Genomic DNA, 19,434 nt, shown 5'->3' on the forward strand with positions numbered 1-19,434 from the left:
CCGCCCCCCCCCCTCTCTTGCGTGTGCGCGCCGGCCACGGTTCCGGCCGGAATCCGGCCCATTCCCGCATCGGCGGCGCTGTCTTTTGATGTCGGCTTCACGCAGCCGTCCCCGTCTTACAGATGCAGGGCGCGTGCCGCCCGATCCTTCAGAGCGCGCCGCGATCGCGGCCGCCCAACCAGGTTGACGAGGTTCAGATGTCGCATCCGCTCACGACCGCTTCGCGCCCGTCCACGCTGCGCCGCAGCCACCCGATGGCCTGGGCCGTCGCCGTTGCGCTTGGCACGGTGGTGGCGCCGGCCAGCCAGGCCCAGCAGGCATTCAGCCCGGCCTGGTTTGCCGACCGCGGTGCCGCCCAGGGCGCGGCCGCACAGAGTGGACGCATGCCCAGCGGGGTGCCGATCCAGTTCCAGCTGCCCGCGCAGCAGCAGGATGCGGCCCGCCAGCAACTGCAGCGGTCGATCGACAACCTGGGGACCGCCGCACAGGCCATCGCGCTGCAGCAACGGTTGCAGCAGGAAGCCAGGCAGGCCCGGCGTGATGCCGGATTCGTGGTCGCCGACGGGCTCGGCAAGGACGGCCTGAAGGTGGATGAGAACCCGCTGACGCGGGGCTGGACCAACGCGCGCGAGGCCATCCAGGCGCAGGGCGCCGATGGCCGCGTGCAGGTCACCATCGAACAGACCGCGGACAAGGCGATCCTGAACTGGGAGACCTTCAACGTTGGTGCCAACACCACGTTGAACATCGTGCAGAACGCGGACTGGGCGGTGTTGAACCGGGTCAACGATCCCAACGCGCGGCCCAGCCAGATCCTCGGCCAGCTGAAGGCCGACGGCAGCGTGTTCGTGGTCAACCGCAACGGCGTGATCTTCGGCAGCAACGGCCAGGTGAACGTACGCAACCTGGTGGCGGCGGCCGCGCGCATCAGCGACACGCAGTTCCGTGATGAAGGCCTGTACAGCGTCAACGCCAGTTCGGATGCGCTGACCGAGGCGTTCGGCAAGGTGATGGTGGAGCGTGGTGCCCGCATCGCCACCCATGAGCCCACCACGGCCACGCGCGGGGGCGGCTATGTCCTGCTGGCAGGGCGCAGCGTGGAGAATGCCGGCCAGATCGACACCCGCAGGGGACAGACCCAGCTCGCCGCCGGCGACAGTTTCGTGATACGGCGTGGCGTGGGCACGGCACAGAACACGTCGTCCACCACCGGTGGCAACGAAATCGCGCCGCGCTTCGTGGCAGGCAGCACGGCAGGCGATGTGCGCAACAGCGGCCTGATCCAGGCGCGCGAAGGCGACATCACGCTGGCCGGACGTCATGTCGAGCAGGCCGGCGTTGCGGTTGCCACCAGCACCCTGAACCAGCGCGGCACCGTGCACCTGCTCAGCTCCGCCAGCGATGGCAAGGCCAGCGTGACCCTCGGCCGTGATGCCACCACGGCCATCCTGCTTGAGGACGATGGCAAGACCACCGCGCTCGACAGCCAGCGGCAGGCGCTGCTGAACGAGTCGTCGGCCCAGGACAAGGTGCGCAGTACCGCTGCACAGGGCGCGTTCGACAACCTGTCGCGGCTGCAGGATCGGCGTGACCAGTCGCGCGTGGAGATCGTCTCCGGTGGCACGGTCGAGGCCCAGGCCGGGTCGCTGACCCTGGCGACCGGTGGCCAGATCGTGGTCGACACACGCCAGCGCACGCTGCTGGGCGATGGCGCACGCGTGGATGTATCCGGTGCCACCGGGGTGAAGGTGGCGATGGAGAGCAACCAGCTGGAAATCAACGTGCAGGGCAACGAACTGCGCGATGCCCCGGACGTACGCGATGCCGGCACGCTCAACAGCAGCCGGGTCTGGGTCGACCGGCGCGGCCTGATCTACGTGCCGGCCGGGACAGGCGGCCATGAAGGCGAACGATGGTATGCCGGTGGAGGGTTGCTGGAAGTGAGCGGCTACCTGGGCAACCAGCGCCACTCCATCGGCGAATGGGCCGCGCAGGGCGGCACCGTGCAGCTTGCCGGCAGTGAAGTGGTCAGCGCCGCGGGTTCGCGGATCAACCTGTCCGGCGGCAGCCTCGATGTGGCCAGCGGCATGCTCAAGGAGAGCTGGCTGCGCGGCAACGATGGACAGCTGTATCGCCTGGACGACGCGCCGGTGGATCGTGGATTCGCCGGCCTGTATCGCGGTTTTGAAGTGGAACAGGCGCGCTGGGGCATCACCGAGGCCTGGCGCAATCCGTTGATCGGCAATGAATCGCGTTACGAGAACGGCTACACGGTGGGGCGCGATGCCGGGCGGCTGCTGGTTTCGGCGCCCACCGCGGTGCTCGAGGGGCAGATCGATACGGCCGTGTTCAATGGCGTGCGGCAGACGCGGGCACCGGGCAGCAGCACCGATGGCTACGTGCAGTCGCAGACGGCGGTGGCACGCGGCGCGCAGCTGTGGCTGGGGCGCTACGACGGTACCGGCCGCAATGCGGTGTTCGACTCGCAGGTGCGTATCGGCACGCCTCCGGCGGCGACCGCACGCTGGAGCCTGCAGGGCGCGCTGGATGAAAGCCGGCGCAACACCGTCTGGCTCGATGGCGCACAGTTGAGCGTCCAGCAGTGGGGCCGGCTGGACCTGGCGACGGCAGGTGGCATCCGCATCGACGGCGAACTGGCCCTTGCCGATGGTGGGCAGCTGGACCTGGTCGGAGGGCGCGTCAACATCAACGGCCGGGTCCGGATTGCCGGGGGCAGCCTGACCGCCAGCAATCTTCTGGCCGACGCCACCGGCCGCATGCAGGTGGTGCAGGCCAACGGTCGGGGTGTGGTCACATTGGGCGAAGCGGCGGTGATCGACCTCGACGGCCGCTGGGCAAACCAGCGCCTGGACGGCGGCGCCGGCAGCGCGCAGGCGTGGATCAACGGCGGTCGCGTGAACCTGGAAAGCAGCCACGATGTGTCATTGGTCGCAGGCAGCCGCATCAGTGTCGATGCGGGTGGACGCGTCGACCTGCAGGGCAAGGCCAGCGCAGGCAAGGGCGGTGACATCGCCCTGCTGGCCGACAGCAGCCAGGTGACCACCGACGGCAGTGGGCGCTTGCAGCTGGACGGGCAGATCAGCGGCCTGGGCAGCAGCGGTGCCGGCACCCTGCAGCTGGCGACCGGGGGCAAGGTGAGGTTGGCTGACCGGGCCCGCGACGATGGCAGCCTGTGGCTGTCACCTACGCTGCTGCGCAGCGGATTCGGCCAGTACGACATCAACGGCCATGCCGGGCTTGAGGTGGCCGATGGTACCCGGCTGGACGTGCGCGCACCGACGTTGCGCGTGCGCCAGGCCGCTGCCGATGCAGCGACCGCAGGCGAAGGCCTGGAGGCCTGGACGGCACCGCTGTATGCCTTCGACCCGGGCAGCGGGTCGGTTACCCAGCGGCAGGGCGCAAGCGTGCTGCTGCGCTCGCAGCGCAATACGCTGGGCGGAGATGTAAGGATCGGCAGCAACGCGGTCGTGCAGGTCGATGCCGGGCAGTCGATCGAGCTGCGCGGCGGTGGCAACACCGACGTGGCCGGTGCACTGATCGCCAAGGCAGGCAGCATCCGCCTCGACGATGTGCGCGACAACCAGCAGCGCTACCAGATCGGCGGCACCCCGTTGCGCTATCGCATCGGTAGCAACGCGCTGCTGGATGTGTCCGGCGACAGCTTCGCCGCGGAGGACGCCGCGGGTCGTCACCAGGGCGTGCTGCATTCGGGCGGCAGCATCGGGATCGGCGGTACGCTGGACTGGGAGTCGCGCGATGCGCTGGAGAACCGCCCGCCGGATGCCTTCGTAGTGGTCGAGCGCGGCGCGGTTCTGGATGCGTCCGGTACCCGCGAGACGCTGACCGTGGATGGCAGTGGCACCCGTTCCGTGGCCAGCGACGGCGGCACGATCGTGTTGCGCTCGGCCAATGGCCTGTACCTGGATGGCACGCTGCGGGCGGCGGCCGGTGGCGTGGGCGCGCAGGGCGGCACGCTGGGCGTGGCCTTCGGCGGTGGGGTGTACGAGCGCCGGGCGGGCGCTGCGGAGCTTGGCCCGCGTGCAATCACCCTGGTGCAGCAGTCCAGCGATGCAGCCCCTGGCGCGTCCACGCCATTGCAGCACGGGCACGCCGAGCTGTCGGCGGCACAGGTGCAGGCCGGTGGCTTCGACCATCTTTCGGTGTTCGGCGATCTTCGCGCGCAGGGGGATGTCGACCTGCGCGTGGGGCAGAGCCTGCGCCTGTACGGGCTGAGCGATGCCGCGATGGGCATGGCCACCGGCAGCGCGGCGGGATCGGCATTGCACATGCAGGCGCCCTATGTGCGACTTGCGCAGGCACGCTGGTTCCGCGACACCTCGGACAATCCCTTTGTGGCGCCGGTGGCGGCCCGTGCCGACGCCGGCAACCACAGTTTCAGCGCCTCGGCACAGGTGCTGGACGTACGCGATACGGTCGATCTGGCCGGCTTCGGCAGCGCCCACCTTGCCAGCAGCGGCGACCTGCGGCTGCTGGCGAAAGTCAGTGGCAACAGCAACTTCTTCGATACCCAGCTGCTGGCGCCGTCGAGCCTGGACATCACGGCCGCGCAGATCTATCCGGTTGCCGGAACCAAGGGCCGCATCGCGGTATCGATCTACGATGTGCTGGGTGGACAGAACAACTGGACCGATGCCAAGGGCGTGCTTCGCATCCATGGCACCGGCGCCACGCCTCCTGCGGCCGATTCGGTGTTCGGTTCGCTGGCGCTGGTTGCCGCCACGGTCGAGCAGGGAGGCGTGGTGCGCGCGCCGCTGGGACAGTTGGTGATCGGCGGACTGGGCCCAGGCAATGTCGCGTCGCGTATCACGCTGTTGCCCGGCAGTGTGACCTCAAGCAGCGCGGCCGGCCTCAGCGTTCCCTTCGGTGGCACCGTGGATGGCCAGCGCTGGCGCCTGAACGGCAAGGATGTCAGTCCCAGCCTGGTGGGCATGATCAACACCGTGGACACGGTGGGTGTCGACCTGCAAGCCAACAGTGTCGACATCCAGGCAGGTGCGCTGCTGGACCTGTCCGGTGGCGGCACGCTGACCGGCGCAGGGTTCGTCAGTGGCCGCAGCGGCTCGGTGGACGTGCGCAGCCACGCACTGCGTGACGCCAATCCGGCCTACACCTTCAGCGCCAGCAGCAACGCGGTGTATGCCATTGTCCCGTCCTACCGCAACGGCATCGCGCCGCTGGGCCTGGCCGACGGCAGCGCCGACCCGGGCATCGGCCAGCGCATCACCGTGCCTGAAGGCGTGCCGGGCCTGGCGGCGGGCACCTATACGTTGCTGCCGGCGTCCTACGCGCTGCAGCCGGGCGCATTCCGGGTGGAAGTGGGCGCGCAGGGCACGCAGCAGGCGCTGGCCACCGCCACCGGAACCGGCTCGTGGAAAGTCAGCGGCCAGCAGGCGCAGGGGCTTGCGCCTTCCGCATCGCCGTTGTGGACGGACCTGGTGCTGACCCCGGCCGAGGTGGTGCGCCGCCACTCCGGCTACAACGAAACCGGCTACAACGCGTTCGTGCAGGACGATGCGGCGCGCCGCGGCATCGCGCGTGGCATGCAGTCGGTGGACGCTGGCACGCTGCGGCTCACGCTGGGCGCCGGTGCAGGCCTGGGCACCACAGACGCACTGCGCATGCAGGGCATGACACGTTTCGCGGCCGAGGCCGACAGCAAGGGCTTCGGCGGTACGGTGTCGGTGGTCGGCAATGGTGGCCCGAGCACGCTGGAAGTGCTGGGTGCAGGCCAGCGCGCCAGCGCGGGCAGCATGGCGGCCATTTTCGCCGACGCGCTCACGGCGTTGCAGCCCTCGCGCCTGACGGTCGGTGTGACCCTGCGTCCGGACGCCACTCTGCCCGGCACGCTGAACGTGAGATCGGAAGGCGGCGGCGTGCTGGTTCGTTCCGGTGCAACGCTGAGCGCCCCCGAGGTGATCCTGGGCGCCGCGGCCGGTGGCGCGGGCGTGGTGGTCGAGCAGGGCGCCGTGATCAGTACGGTCGGGCGTGGAAAGCCCGGCTACGACGCCACCGATGGCTACCTGATGAAGCTCGATGCGATCACGGGCGTGCTGGCCGTGTCCAACGGCCAGACCAACCTGCTGTCGGGAGGCGCGGCCGCCCGCGTTGCAATCGATGTGGGCGCCTGCCGCAGCGACAGCTGCACCGGGCAGACCCGGTTGCTGTCCGAGGGCAGCATCAATGTCAGTACCGAGGGCGGGTTCCAGCTGCGCGACAACGTCAGCTATGGCACACGCCGCCTGGGCCTGTCGATGACCGCCATCAACCTCGGTGATGCCGCATCGCTGCAGGCGATGGCTGCACAGGGTGCCCTGCCGCAGGGGCTGGCGCTGAACCAGCAGACCCTGCAGCAGCTGCTGCGGGGCAATACCGCGCTTGGCACGCCCGCGCTGGAGACACTGAGCCTGTCCGCACGCGACGCGATCAACGTATTCGGCAGCGTGGACCTGGACACCCGCAATCCGGCCACCGGCAACAGCAGCCTGCGCGAGCTGGTGCTGGGGGCGCCGGCGATCCATGGCTACGGCAAGGCCGGTGACCAGGCCCGCATCTATGCCGACACGCTGGTATGGGATGGCACGCAGGCGGTGTCGACGGTGCTGACCGACGGTACCCCGCAGGCGCCGGGCGCGGCGATGGTCGATCGGCTCGGCCATGGACAGCTCGAGCTCAACACCCGCTCGCTGATCCTCGGACGCGCGCCCTATACACGCCCCAGTTCGGAAGTGCCGGCCCATCGCCAGGTGCTCGGGTTCGACGGCGTCTCGCTGCGGGCCACGCAGCAGGCGCAGTTCGCCGGCAAGGGCACGCTGGACGTCTACCAGGCGCAGGGCGCCTACCAGGCCGGCACGGGCTGGCAGTACAGCGGCGGTGCACTGGACATCCAGGCACCGCTGCTGACCGGCGCGGCGGGAAGTGCCCTGCTGGTACGCAGCGGGGGTGATCTGCGCATCAGCGGCGCAGGCCAGACCCAGGGGCACGATGCGCTGGGCGCCGAACTGGGGCTGCAGGCACGCAACATCCTGATCGACTCCGCCGTGGCGCTGGCCTCGGGCCGCCTGCAGGCCAGGGCGGACGGCGACGTGGTGCTGGGCAGCAACGCCCGCATCGACCTGGCCGGGCGCCGCATCCGCATGGACGATCTGGACAAGTACAGCTGGGGCGGCGACGTTGAACTCACCGCCCGCCAGGGCAACGTGCTGGCCGCCGCGGGCTCGAGCATCGACGTCTCGGCATCGAACAACCGCGCAGGCCGGATCACCGTCAATGCGCTGGGGGAAAAAGCCGGCCGCATAGAGCTGGCCGGGACCCTGCGTGGCAGCGCGAGTGGTCGCCAGGCCACCGGTGGCAGCACGGTGCCCTATGACAGCGGCGAACTGGTGCTGCGCGCGCAGCAGCTTTCCGACTTCGCCGGCCTGAACCGCCAGCTGGATGCGGGCGGCTTCTTCGGCACACGCAGCTTCCAGCTGAAGCAGGGCGACCTGACCGTGACCGACACGCTGAAGGCGCGCAACGTTGCGCTCAGCATCGACGGCGGCAGCCTGCATGTGCTCGGCACCATCGATGCCAGCGGAGAGCAGGTCGGAGGCATCCGCCTGGCCGCGCGTGACCGCCTGCAGGTGGATGGGCTGCTGGATGCACACGGCAGCGGGCTGCGGGTGGACAGCTACGGCAAGATCATCGACAGCAGCAACCGTGCGCTGGTGGAGCTGGGCAGCCGCGATGGCGAGGTGGTGCTGGGCAGTGCCGCGCGGGTTGACCTGCGCAGTGGCACCGCGGTTGCACAGGGCACCGCGGCCGGCCAGAACGATGGCGTGGCACGGGGCACCTTCACCCTCAATGTGCCGCGACGGGGCACTGACGATGCAGCAGTGCGCGCCGAGTCCGGTGCGTCGGTCACCGGCGCGCGGGATGTGCTGGTCAATGCCTTCCGGCGCTATACCGACGCGCCGCTGGCAGCGACGCCTGACGTCAATGGCCATCGGCCGCAGCTGGTCACCCAGCAATGGCTGGACACGGTGGTCGATCCGCACAACCAGGCATGGATGAACGCCGCTCTCGGCAATGCCGATCTGGCCGCGCGCACCGCGGCACTGGGCAAGGTGCGCCTGCGGCCCGGCGTGGAGATCGTGGGCCAGGTGTCGGCCGACAATCCCACCGGCAACCTGACCGTGCGCGGCGACCTGGACCTGTCCGGCTACCGCTATGGTCCGCAGGCCAATCGCAATGACCCCCTGCGGCGTGGATTCGGCGAGTCGGCTGCGCTGGTGCTGCGCGCAGCGGGCGATCTCAGCATCTATGGCAGCATCAATGATGGTTTCGCGCCGCCCCCGGCCAATCCCGATGAGTCGGGCTGGATGCTCGGAGAGACGGCCGATGCCAATACGCTGCGCATTACGCCGCTTGGCGGCGACATCGTGGTGCCCATCGATGGCGTGACGCTGCAGGCCGCGACACGGTTCCCGAAGGGCGCGGTGCTGAACTACGCGATCCCGGTCACGCAGACCGATGTGCCCGCCGGCACCGTGCTGCCGGCGGAGATGCGGCTGGGCGCACGCCTGCTGCTGGCGGCGGGTACCGTGCTGCCGGCGGCCGTCACCCTCGCCGACGGCACCGTGCTGGCCGCGGGCAGCCTGCTGCAGCAGCCGTTGCAGCTGGCGGCCGGTGACCGGCTGGGCGCTGGCTTCCGGCTCGCCTCGAAAGCAACGCTGGCGGCGCAGCTCTGGCCGGCAGGCGCGGCGTTGCCGGAGGCCATGGAGTTGTCCGGCGCGGTTGCACTGGCACCGGGTTCGCTGATTCCGTCGATGACCGCGGTGAAGCTGCCCGGCGGCAAGCCGGTCAACCTGCGGCCGGCCGATGCCAACGGCAGGCAGGGCCGCAACTGGGCGTTGGCGGCAATGTTGCCGGAAGGCACCACGTCGTGGGATGTCACTGCCGTGGCCGGTGCCGATACCTCGGCCGCCGATCCGCGCCTGCGCCGGCTGGACGCCAAGGGCGACCTGATCCTGGCCGACAGCCACTATGGAACGATCGGCACCGTGCAGAAGACCAGCGAGTGGATCGGCGAGCGGGTGCTCACCCTGGATGGCGCGCTTGCGCTGATCGGTGATCCCTCCTATGCCAATCGCCCGTTGAAGGAAGTGGCCGAAGAACTGGGCGTCGACGAGCAGACCCTGTGCGACGCCGGCGAAGGCTTCTGCGGCCTGGCCCCGCGCCTGGTGGCCAAGCAGGCCTCGCTGGACCTGGTGGGCGACGAGTCGGCGGTGGGCATGTCGGCGAAGGAATTCGCCGAGATCTTCGGCATGACCGAAGAAAGCTTCTGCGCGATCACCGACTACTGCTATGGCGGTGGCGAACTGATCGAGAAGACGATCTATGGCTCGAAGCTGGGCACCCCGCTGTGGAGTGTGCTGCGCACCGGCAAGGGCGACCTGCAGCTGCTGGCCGGCCGCGACGTGCGGATGATGTCCGGCTTCGGTGTGTACACCGCCGGCGCCCCGACATCGCTGGGCAACGGGCGCGATGCAGCGTTCAATCCGGGCCGGGCACCGGCACCGGGGCTGGCCACCGTGCTTGGGCCGACCGATGCGGACGGGCGCTATGCGGCCGCCTTGGGGGCATGGCAGGCCTGGTATCCGGACCAGGGCGGAAACCTGACCGTTTCCGCGGGCCGCGACATCCGTGGCGACCTGTGGGACAGCGCCGCCCAGGTCGGATTCGATGTCACTCCGCGCAGCCAGACTGAAGGCGCGGGCTTTGCCCCCAGCGCAGTGGGCAACTGGCTGTGGCGCCAGGGCAGCCCGGGCGTGGCCGGGGCGCCGTCCACGGCGACCAGCTGGTGGGTGAACTTCGGCAGCTACACCAGCCTGCCGACGCTGACCGGTGCGCGCATGGTGGGCTTCATGGGCTTCGGCACACTGGGTGGCGGCAACCTCACCCTCGAGGCCGGCCGTGACGCGGGCGTGGCCAGCGGAACCGTGGTCAATTCACTGGCACGCCATTCGTCCGGCGTGGTGGCAGCGGTGGGCTCGACCGGGCGCGTCGAGGCCGACGGTACGCTGCACCTGACCGGTGGCGGCGACCTGGCGGTGCGCCTGGGTGGCGCGCTGAATCCGAACCTTGCACTGGCAACCAGCGATCCATCATTGAACCAGCCCAACCTGCCGCTCAGTGGTGCGCTGGTGAACCTGCGCGGTCGCATGCAGCTGGACGCGGCACGCATCGGTGGCATGGTCACCAATGTGGCGCACTACGTGGCGCCGTACAGCGGCCTGAGGCAGGAAGATCCGTTCCGCGCGCAGCTGGGCGATGCCATGGGCGGGCCGGTGCTGGTGCTGGGCGACGCGGTGGCGACCCTGCAGTCGCGCGGCGACCTGGTGCTGGCCGGTGTGGCCGATGCCGGCCGGGTGCCGGTGCCCAGCTACAACGCACTGGCGCTGGGCGATGGCCGCACCGCCGCTTCCAGCAGCTGGTTCTCGCTGTGGACCGCCAATACCGCGGTGGACCTGATCTCGGCCGGTGGCGATCTCGCGCCCGGCCAGCAGAGGGGAACCGTGATGGCCACTGCCGAATCCGGCGAACTGTTCGCCGAGGCAGTGAAGCAACGTGGCGGTGCCGATCTTCGCTACTGGCTGTATCCCTCGCAGCTGCGGATGCTGGCCGCCAACGGCAGCATCCGCCTTGCGGAAACATCGACCACGGGCAGTGATGCGCGTGATGTGCTGCTGACCGCGCCCTCGGCGCGCGGTTCGCTGGAAGTGCTGGCGATGGACTCGATCCTGGTGCCGATGCGCGGTGCCGACATCAGCAGCTCCGGCGCCGATGTGCGCCTGCCGTCCCCGTTCGCGCCGGCCTTCACTGCCGAGGTGGGCGCGACGGTGATCGGAAACGCCTCGTTGGATGGCGTGGCGGGCAATCCGCGCGCCTCGCTGCCGCTGTTCGCGTTCGGCCCGAATGCGCCGTTGGCGCGGGAACTGCGCGACGGCACCAGCGCGCCGAATCGATTCTATGCAGTGCAGGGTGACATCGTCGGCCTGAGGACCGGTGGCCAGTGGACGCTGGACAATGCCATGGGCACGCGCAGCCTGCTCAACTGGAGCGATCTTTCCTCCCCGGTGCAGGTGCGCGCCGGCGGCGACATCCTGGTGTCCAGCATCGGCGCGATGAACACCACTGCCACCGACATCACCGTGGTGCAGGCCGGGCGCGACGTAGTGCGCAGCACGGTGCACGTGGCCGGACCGGGCAACGTTGATGTCAGCGCGGGCCGCCAGCTCCGCTTCGAGGACGCGGGCGGCGTGACCACCACCGGCGGCCTGATCCAGGGCGACACCCGGCCGGGTGCCAGCGTTTCCTTGACTGCCGGCGACCAGCACATCGCCTTCGATGCAGTGCGCGCCCGCTACCTGGGGGCTGCCAATCTTGCCGACCCTGCGCAGCCGCTGGCATCGCAGCCGGGGAAGGTGGCCAGGATCTACGACGCGGAACTGAAGCAGTGGCTGTCGCAGCGACTCGGCATGCGCGTTGACGACGGCTCCGCGCTGGCCGCCTTCGATGCGCTGCCGAAGGAGCAGCAGCACATCTTCCTGCGCCAGGTCTTCTATGCCGAACTGCGCGAGGGTGGCCGCGAGTTCAACGATGCCGAGGGGCCGCGCTTCGGCTCCTACCTGCGCGGGCGCGAAGCCATCGCCACCCTGATGCCGGACAAGGATGCGAACGGTGCGACCCTCGACCGGACCGGCGACATCGTGATGTTCGGTGGCTCCGGCGTGCGTACCGAAGCCGGTGGCAACATCGAGCTGCTGGCGCCGGGCGGCCAGATCGTACTGGGCGTGGCGGGCGAGGTTCCGCCAGCCAGTTCCGGCCTGATCACCCAGGGTCGCGGGGATATCCGGCTGTTCAGCCAGGACAGCGTGCTGCTGGGACTGTCGCGGGTGATGACCACCTTCGGCGGTGACATCCTGGGCTGGTCGGAGCAGGGCAACATCAACGCCGGGCGCGGCTCGCGCACCACGCTGCTGTATACCCCGCCGCGCCGCGTCTACGACCGCTGGGGCAACGTGGTGCTGTCACCGCTGGCGCCTGCGACCGGCGCGGGCTTCGCCACGCTGAACCCGATTCCGGAAGTGCCGGCCGGCGACGTCGACCTGATCGCGCCCCTCGGCACCATCGACGCGGGCGAGGCGGGCATCCGCGTGTCGGGCAACATCAACCTGGCTGCGCTTCAGGTGCTCAACGCCGCCAACATCCAGGTGCAGGGAGAGAGCAAGGGCCTGCCGGTACTGGCCACGGTGAACGTCAACGCGCTGGCGGCGGCCAGCGCGGCGGCAAACAGTGCCAGCCAGGCCGCACAGGATGTGATGCGCAAGAGCCAGGACGACGCGCGGCGCAACCAGCCGTCGGTGATCAGCGTGCAGATCCTCGGCTTCGGCAGTGGCACCAGCAGCATCCAGCCGCCGGCGCATGGCAACACCGCCAGCAGTGGCTACGACGACAACAGCGCCTTCCAGTTCCCGCAGGCCAGGCGCGACGAAGGCAAACAGCGCCGCTGAGCATCGAACGGCGCTGCAGACGGCAGCATCGGGCCAGCCGCCATGGAAGGGTCGCGGCCCCAGCCAGGACGGCACGGAGGGCAGGGAGCGGCCATCAGCGGTGAGGACCACCGACACGGCGCCGCCGGGTGCAGGAGTGCGCCCGGCGGCAGAGGGGCAGTGCATCGTTGCCCACCAGTAGATCCACGCCATGCGTGGATGACGTCCCTCCCAAGGCGTCCTAGAACCCCAGCACCCGCCGATAGCTCAACGCACCGCGCCCGTCGCGCAGCTCCAACCGCAGCTCCAGGCCGGTGGCCGGCAGCACATCGCCTTCGCCCGGCAACGACGCCCAGCCCGCCCCGGGCTGCCACACACGCACCTCGAAGCGCTGCACCGCGCGTGCCACCGCAATGCCCTTAGACGGCTCGGGTGCGGGCAGCGGGTAGCGGTCGGTGGCAGCGCCGCTGGCCCGCCACAACGTGTCCCCCTGCCGCCACCAGCGCACGCGCTGCCAGCGCAGCCCGTCGCTGCCCACGCTGCGGGTGATCTCCAGTGCGAAGCTGCCGTCCGGGTGGCGCTCACTGACCAGCGAGGGCGGCAGCAACCGCTGCGGCTGATCGGCCGGACGCACCGCGCCGTTCATCAGCGCATCATCGGCGCGCATCTCGACATCGCGCTGGAACTGCTGCAGCGCGCGCAATGCACGCGTGGTTTCCGCATCGGCCTGGCGCAGGCGCTGGTCGCTGCTGGCCACGCTGTCGATGGCCCGCCAGCAGATCAGTGCCAGTACGCCCATGATGGTGATCGCGATCATCACCTCGATCAGGGTGAAGCCATGCACCGGGCGCTTCACGGCGTGGCTGTCCAGGGCAGCTGCATCCGTGCCAGCGACTGCCGCGGCGACTGTTCGGCCACCACGCTCAGTTCCAGCTGCGGCTGCCCATCCGCCCCGGTGCCCAGATGCTGCAGCACCAGGAACCGGCTGCGCCCCTGCAGGCAGCGCTTGCGTGCCTCCTGCGGTACCTGTCCGGCCAGGCGCAGTTCCTGCCAGCGATCCTGCGCACACATCAGGGCCAGCCGACGGTCGCGCAGGCGCGACTGATCATCGGTGGCGACCGCGACCGATCGCATCACCGCGGCCAGGGCAATCGACACGATCGCCAGTGCGATCAGCACTTCGATCAGGGTGAATCCGCGCGTGTTCCGGTTCACTGCACGACCTGCAACTGTCCGCTGCCATCATCACGAAGACGCAGCTGGCGACCGTCCAGCGACAGCCGCACTTCCCAGGCAACGCCGATCCACTCCGGGCTCAATTCGATGGCGGTGGCTGGCTGCACCGAAATGCCGGCGGCCTGCCACGTCTGCGGCCGCAGCAGGTCGTCGCGCTCCATGTCCACCCAGCGGCTGCCTTCGCGGCGGCTGAAATGGTAACCGTCGGCGTCGGCCTGCCAGCGCATGGTGTTGCCATCGATGCGGGCCTCGTCGCGCGCAACCTGCAGGCGTTGTGCCAGCCGCTCGGCCTCCTGCCGCAGCTGCCGCGCGGGATCGAGCAGGCTGCCCAGGCCCAGGCCGATGCCAGCCGTGCAGATGCCGATGATCACCAGCACCACCATCAGTTCCAGCAGAGTGAAACCACGCGGAATGTGCAGCATCGACATTGCCTCCGGTCCTTGCCGATGCCTGCCAGCGTATGCGCGGATGATGAAACAAAAGCGTCAGCGGTAGCTGCTAGCGTGGGCAGACACGAACGTGGCGATGGTGCAGGACATGGACAGGCGCTGGGATCGCAATCGGCTGTTGACCGTACTGGCAGCGACGCTGCTGCTGGCGGTGGTGGCCTACTGGACGGTGACCCTGTCTGCAGTGGCGCCGGCGGCGGTGGCCAGTGAAGCGCCTGCCGAGGCCACTGTGCGGCCGGTGTTCGCGGCGGCGGCCAGCCTGCCGCTGGTGCGGCTGCTTTCGCCCGGCGCTGTCCAGACCGAAGTCGTGGTGCTGGGGGTGATGGCCGGCGACCATTCGCCGCTGGCCCTGCTCTCGGTCGATGGCCGTCCTGCCGAAGCGTACGCCCCCGGCCAGCGGCTGGGGCCCTGCACTGTGCTGGCCGGCATCAGCGCCAGCACGGTGGAACTGAACCAGGCCGGGCAGTCGCGCAGCCTGCCGGTGCCGGAGCTGCCGCCGGTGCCGACGGATGGCTTCGTGCCGGCCGCTCCACAGCGCGGCGCGCCGTAGCGCCGAGCCCGCGCTTGGCTGCGATGCACGGGTTCAGCGCGCCGGACGCTGCGGCACCACCGAACGACCAAAGGCATCGCCCATGCGCTGTCGCGTGCCTTCCAGGTTGTACTGCATCAGCTGGTTGCCGGGCCGCCGCATCAGGCGCTCGGCTTCGGGAAGCGCCGGTGACTTCGCCGGTTTCGGCGCCGGTGCCAGCTTGCGCTGCAGGCAGTCCCAGGCAGGAATGCGCTCGCCGTTGACCTGCACTTCGATGCATGGCGCGGCATCGTCCTGCTGCCTCGCTTCCCGGGCCTGGAGCGGTGGCAACACCAGCAGCAATGCCAGTGCGAGAGCAGGGTGGAGGCCCGTCTTCAATGAACTGCTCATCTCGAATCTCCTGCGGCAACCCGCGTTCTTCACCGAAGACGTATGGCGAAGGCAGTGTCCGCCCGCGAGGGTTCCGGCGCTGTCAAAAGATGACAGGGCTGTCACAAAACTGTTGGCGGCTTTGACGCGACGTGCACGTCCTGTTGGTAGATCCACGCGCCGCTCCATGGCCATTCCCTTCGATACGACGCGATGCCTTCGATGACTCCTGTTCCGCCCCGAGCCGTCCGCCTTCCGCTGCGCCTGCATCCGTTGGTGCTGGCCCTGGTCATGATACCGCTGCCGCTGTTCGCACAGCAGGCGCCCGCGCCCAGCGTGAACATCAACGAATACATCGTGCGCGGCAACACCGTGCTCGATCCGCGCCAGATCGAACGTGCAGTGGAGCCGTTCCTCGGCCCGGGCAAGACACTGGCCGATGTCGAGAAGGCGCGTGATGCGGTCAATGCGCTGTACCAGCAGGCCGGCTACCAGTCGGTCTACGTTGAACTGCCGGAACAGCAGGTCAGTGGCGGCGTGGTACTGCTGAAGGTGCAGCAGACGCCGATCGGCCAGCTGCGCGTGGTCGGCACGAAGCACGAGTCGCCCGAACGCATCCGCGAGCGCGTGCCGGCGCTGGCCGAAGGCAAGGTGCCCGATTTCGAGCAGGCGCAGAAGGAACTGACCGCGCTCAACGAAGGCGGGCGCCGGCAGGTGATGCCACTGGTGCGCGAAGGCCAGGTGCCCGGCACCATGGACGTGGACCTGCAGGTTGAAGAGAAGTCGCCGTGGCGCGTCAGCGCGGTACTGAACAACGATCGCAGCGCCGATACCGAGAAGCTGCGCCTGAGCACCTCGCTGGCCTACGACAACCTGTGGCAGCGCGGGCACAGCGTCAACGTCGGCGTGTACCTGGCGCCGCAGGACACCCAGCAGGCCAAGGTGTTCTCGGCGTCGTACATGATGCCGTTCGAAGGCACGCCCTGGAGCCTGGAAGCCTCCGGCTACAAGTCCGACAGCCGGGTGCTGAATGCCGGCGCGCAGGTCGGCACCGGGTCAGGCACCAACGTGATCGGCAATGGCCATTCGATCGGCCTCAAGCTCAACTATCGCCTGGCCGGCAGCCGCCAGTGGTGGCGCCAGCTCAGCCTCGGTGTGGACTTCAAGGACACCGAGGAAGACACGCAGATGGAAAAGGGCAGCCTGAAGACGCCGTTGAAGTATGCGCCGATCACCCTCGCGTTCGTGGGCGTGCGCCAGGGCGAGCAGGACCAGTTGAGCATCAATACCCAGCTGGTGGCCGGCACCCGCCGCCTGCTGGGCTACGGCAGCGATGCCACCGCATTCGGGCAGAAGCGATTCTGGGCCGATCCGAGTTTCGTGGCCTTCAAGGCCGACGTGGCCAACACCCATACCTTCGGCAGCGACTGGCAGTGGTATGCACGCGGCTCGCTGCAGGTGACCGACGCGCCGCTGGTGTCGGCCGAGCAGTTTGCCGCCGGCGGCATGTACACCGTGCGTGGCTATCTGTCGGCCGAAGCGATTGGCGACTACGGCGGCCTGGCCAGCCTGGAATGGCGCACGCCGGCGTGGTCGCTGTGGAGCGGCACCGATCTGCGCGTCTACAGCTTTGCCGACGCGGCCTACCTGCGCCTGCGCCAGCCGCTGCCCGATCAGCGTGACAAGTACAACCTGGCCTCGGTCGGCCTGGGCGCGCAGCTGCGCCTGGGCGAACACCTGCAACTGCGCCTGGACTACGCCTGGCCCTACGCCGACGGCCCGGTCACGCGCAAGGACGACCCGCGCCTGCATTTCAACATCAGCACCAGTTACTGACCCTTCCCTTGAACATGCGTTCTCCGGAGACCCTTCGCATGGACCGTTTGCTTTCCCGAGTGTTGTTGCTGCTGGCCGCGCTGGTTGCGCTGCCTGCCGCTGCGGCCGATGCCAATTGGTGGCAGGCCGAATGGAAGTACCGCAAGCCGATCACCGTCGACGCCGGCCCGCAGGGCGCGGGCCTGGCCGGTGACCCGGGCCGCACACCGCTGCTGCTGCGCCTGCATACCGGCAACTTCGGCTTCGATGGCACCCAGGATGCGGGCAGCGACCTGCGTTTCGTCTCGGGCGATGGCCGCACCGTGCTGGCCCACCAGATCGAACAGTTCGATCCCAAGCTCGGCCTGGCACTGGTCTGGGTCGACGTGCCGGCGGTGAGTGCCGCGGCGCCGCAGACGATCTGGATGTACTACGGCAACGACAAGGCCCCGGCCAGCGGCAATGGCCAGCAGGTGTTCGACCCGGACTACACGCTGGTCTACCACTTCGCCGAAGCCAATGCCCCGGCCCGCGACACCACCGCCTATGGCAACAATGCCGGGGCCGTGGTGGCGCCGTCGGAAGGCTCGGTGATCGGCCGTGGCGTGCAGCTCGGCGGCGGTCCACTGCCGCTGCCGGCCAGCGCCTCGCTGGCGCAGCAGGCCGGCGCGCCATTGACCGTTTCCGCGTGGATCAAGCCGGGCAGCAACAGTGCCGCACAGGCGATCTATGCCCGTCGCGACGGCGCGGGCGAGCTGGTGCTCGGCATCGAGAATCGTGTGCCGTTCATGCAGCTCAACGGCCAGCGCAGCACGCCTGCGCAGCCGATTCCGGAAGGGCAGTGGGCGCATGTCGCCCTGACCGCAGGGAAGGGGGCGCTGCAGCTGTACCTCAATGGGCGCGTGGTCGCCCAGCTCAGTGGCGATCTGCCGGCCCTGAACACCGCCGCCGTGGTGGGCGCCGATGCTGCGGGTGCGGCGCAGCCGCTGGCCAACTTCGAAGGTGCGCTGGATGAGCTGCGCATCTCGCGGGTGGCGCGCCCGGCGGCGCTGCTGCTGGCCGATGCCACCGCGCAGGGCGCGGATTCGCGCCTGATCAGCTACGGGGCCGACGAGCAGTCGGCCGGGCAGAGCCACTTCGGTTTCATCCTCAAGGCGATGCCGTTCGACGCCTGGGTGGTGGTGGCCATCCTTGGCCTGATGATGCTGCTGTCGTGGGCGATCATGATCGCCAAGAGCCGCCACTTTGGTCGCACCAGCAAGGCCAATGCCGTGTTCACCGAGAGCTTCGGCAAGCTGTCCGGCGTGCCGCTGCGCACCCTGTCCGACATGGACCGCCAGGGCAAGGCGCCGACCGCGATGCACGAGGGTTCGCTGTGGCGCATCTACCAGGTCGCCATCGATGAAATGCAGCAGCGCCACCAGCGTGATGGCAACAGCGGCTACCTCAGCGCGGCCACCATCGCCGCCATCCGTGCCTCGATGGATGCGGTGATGGTGCGCGAACAGGAAGGCATGGCGCGGCGCATGAACTGGCTGTCCACCACCATTGAAGGCGCACCGTATGTGGGCCTGTTCGGCACCGTCATCGGCATCATGCTGGTGTTCGTGGTGGCGGCGATGGCCGGCGCGGTGGACATCAACTCGGTGGCGCCGGGCATGGCTGCGGCGTTGCTGTGTACCGCAGCCGGCCTCGGCGTCGCGATCCCTGCGCTGTTCGGCTACAACTACCTGGGTGCACGCGCCGAGGCGATCGGCGCGGACATGGCGGTGTTCATCGACGAGTTCGCCGCGCGCCTGGCCGAAGAGCAGGACGGGCGCGGCCCGGCCGCGGTCCAGGACTGAGGGGCGCGCCATGGGCCAGAAGGCGAAGTTCGGCATCAAGAAGCGCGAGAAGGGCATCAACGTGACGCCCTTCGTCGACGTGCTGCTGGTGGTGCTGGTGATCTTCATCCTGACCAGCAACGCCTCCATTCCCGGCATCGAGGTCAACCTGCCGAAGGCCAGCAACAGCGTGGCGCTGGAGAAGCCGAAAACCAAGGCGATCACCATCGACCCCAGTGGCCAGGTGTTCCTCGATGCCTACCCGGTGACGATGGCTGAACTGGAAGACCGCCTGCGCACCGAGCGCGCGACCACGCCGGACTTCCCGGTGATCGTGCGCGGCGATGCGCAGGTGCAGTACGCGCGCGTGGTCGAGGTGCTGGACCTGCTGCGGCGGCTGGAGCTGGCCCAGGTCGGGCTGGTCACCGGCAAGGCACAGGGCTGAGGCATGACGGCCCATCAACCCCCTCGGCCGGAGCCCGGCATGCGCGGTCGCCAGCTGCTGGTGACCGTGGCGCTGGTGCTGGCCGCGCTGTTGGTGCTCGGCATCGCGGTGTGGTGGCTGCTGTTCAAGGACACCGCCAGTACCCGCAGGCCGGTGGTGCAGCCGCCGATGCTGGCGCTGCCGCCCCCTCCGCCAC

General features: G+C 69.3%; 9 protein-coding genes and 1 pseudogene. 6 read left to right on the forward strand and 4 right to left on the reverse strand.

Annotation, left to right across the window (positions count from 1 at the left end; genetic code table 11):
- Positions 1–197 precede the first annotated feature (197 nt).
- Positions 198–12,593, forward strand: a complete 12,396-nt coding sequence (locus tag O0J73_RS14245; RefSeq protein ID WP_308308982.1) for a filamentous hemagglutinin family protein — start codon at positions 198–200, stop codon at positions 12,591–12,593.
- A 220-nt stretch (positions 12,594–12,813) separates the two neighbouring features.
- Here the strand turns inward: O0J73_RS14245 and O0J73_RS14250 are convergent, their stop codons facing one another.
- From O0J73_RS14250 to gspH, 3 genes are read right to left on the reverse strand one after another with little or no spacing between them, the layout of a single operon-like run.
- A complete protein-coding gene (locus tag O0J73_RS14250) occupies positions 12,814–13,428 on the reverse strand; it encodes a prepilin-type N-terminal cleavage/methylation domain-containing protein (protein WP_308308983.1) in 615 nt (204 codons plus the stop codon).
- Positions 13,425–13,787: a type II secretion system minor pseudopilin GspI gene (gene gspI, locus O0J73_RS14255; RefSeq protein WP_308308984.1), complete on the reverse strand. Its 363-nt coding sequence runs from the start codon at positions 13,785–13,787 to the stop codon at positions 13,425–13,427. The genes O0J73_RS14250 and gspI overlap by 4 nt, the downstream gene beginning before the upstream one ends.
- Positions 13,784–14,230: a type II secretion system minor pseudopilin GspH gene (gspH, locus tag O0J73_RS14260; RefSeq protein ID WP_197564048.1), complete on the reverse strand. Its 447-nt coding sequence runs from the start codon at positions 14,228–14,230 to the stop codon at positions 13,784–13,786. Before gspH ends, gspI begins: the two co-directional genes overlap by 4 nt.
- A 115-nt stretch (positions 14,231–14,345) precedes the next feature.
- Between gspH and O0J73_RS14265 the strand changes: the two genes are divergently transcribed.
- A complete protein-coding gene (locus tag O0J73_RS14265; RefSeq protein WP_308308985.1) occupies positions 14,346–14,807 on the forward strand; it encodes a hypothetical protein in 462 nt (153 codons plus the stop codon).
- A gap of 33 nt (positions 14,808–14,840) precedes the next feature.
- On the opposite strand, the gene O0J73_RS14270 is transcribed toward O0J73_RS14265, so the two are convergent.
- Positions 14,841–15,176, reverse strand: coding sequence for a hypothetical protein (locus O0J73_RS14270; RefSeq protein ID WP_308308986.1), 336 nt, complete (start codon positions 15,174–15,176; stop codon positions 14,841–14,843).
- A 201-nt stretch (positions 15,177–15,377) separates the two neighbouring features.
- On the opposite strand from O0J73_RS14270, the gene O0J73_RS14275 reads away from it, so the two are divergent.
- From O0J73_RS14275 to O0J73_RS14290, 4 genes and pseudogenes are all read left to right on the forward strand, one after another.
- Positions 15,378–16,991 carry a ShlB/FhaC/HecB family hemolysin secretion/activation protein gene (locus O0J73_RS14275; RefSeq protein ID WP_308308987.1) on the forward strand — a complete coding sequence of 538 codons (1,614 nt, stop codon included), beginning with the start codon at positions 15,378–15,380 and terminating at the stop codon, positions 16,989–16,991.
- Positions 16,992–17,029: 38 nt separating this feature from the next.
- Positions 17,030–18,814 carry a MotA/TolQ/ExbB proton channel family protein gene (locus O0J73_RS14280; RefSeq protein WP_308308988.1) on the forward strand — a complete coding sequence of 595 codons (1,785 nt, stop codon included), beginning with the start codon at positions 17,030–17,032 and terminating at the stop codon, positions 18,812–18,814.
- Positions 18,815–18,824: 10 nt separating this feature from the next.
- A complete protein-coding gene (locus O0J73_RS14285; protein ID WP_005409874.1) occupies positions 18,825–19,238 on the forward strand; it encodes a biopolymer transporter ExbD in 414 nt (137 codons plus the stop codon).
- 39 nt (positions 19,239–19,277) lie between these two features.
- Positions 19,278–19,434 (forward strand): annotated as a pseudogene (locus tag O0J73_RS14290) (ferric siderophore transporter TonB); the annotation flags it as partial.

Source organism: Stenotrophomonas sp. Sm6012 (assembly GCF_030985895.1).
Classification (GTDB): Bacteria; Pseudomonadota; Gammaproteobacteria; order Xanthomonadales; family Xanthomonadaceae; genus Stenotrophomonas; species Stenotrophomonas forensis.

What these genes read in the sequence shown, in the direction of transcription:
- O0J73_RS14245 (WP_308308982.1), top strand. Translation starts at nt 198, where the DNA reads ATGTCGCATCCGCTCACGACCGCTTCGCGCCCGTCCACGCTGCGCCGC.
- gspH (WP_197564048.1), bottom strand. Translation starts at nt 14,230, where the DNA reads ATGCTGCACATTCCGCGTGGTTTCACTCTGCTGGAACTGATGGTGGTG.
- O0J73_RS14265 (WP_308308985.1), top strand. Translation starts at nt 14,346, where the DNA reads ATGGACAGGCGCTGGGATCGCAATCGGCTGTTGACCGTACTGGCAGCG.
- O0J73_RS14270 (WP_308308986.1), bottom strand. Translation starts at nt 15,176, where the DNA reads ATGAGCAGTTCATTGAAGACGGGCCTCCACCCTGCTCTCGCACTGGCA.
- O0J73_RS14275 (WP_308308987.1), top strand. Translation starts at nt 15,378, where the DNA reads ATGACTCCTGTTCCGCCCCGAGCCGTCCGCCTTCCGCTGCGCCTGCAT.
- O0J73_RS14280 (WP_308308988.1), top strand. Translation starts at nt 17,030, where the DNA reads ATGGACCGTTTGCTTTCCCGAGTGTTGTTGCTGCTGGCCGCGCTGGTT.
- O0J73_RS14285 (WP_005409874.1), top strand. Translation starts at nt 18,825, where the DNA reads ATGGGCCAGAAGGCGAAGTTCGGCATCAAGAAGCGCGAGAAGGGCATC.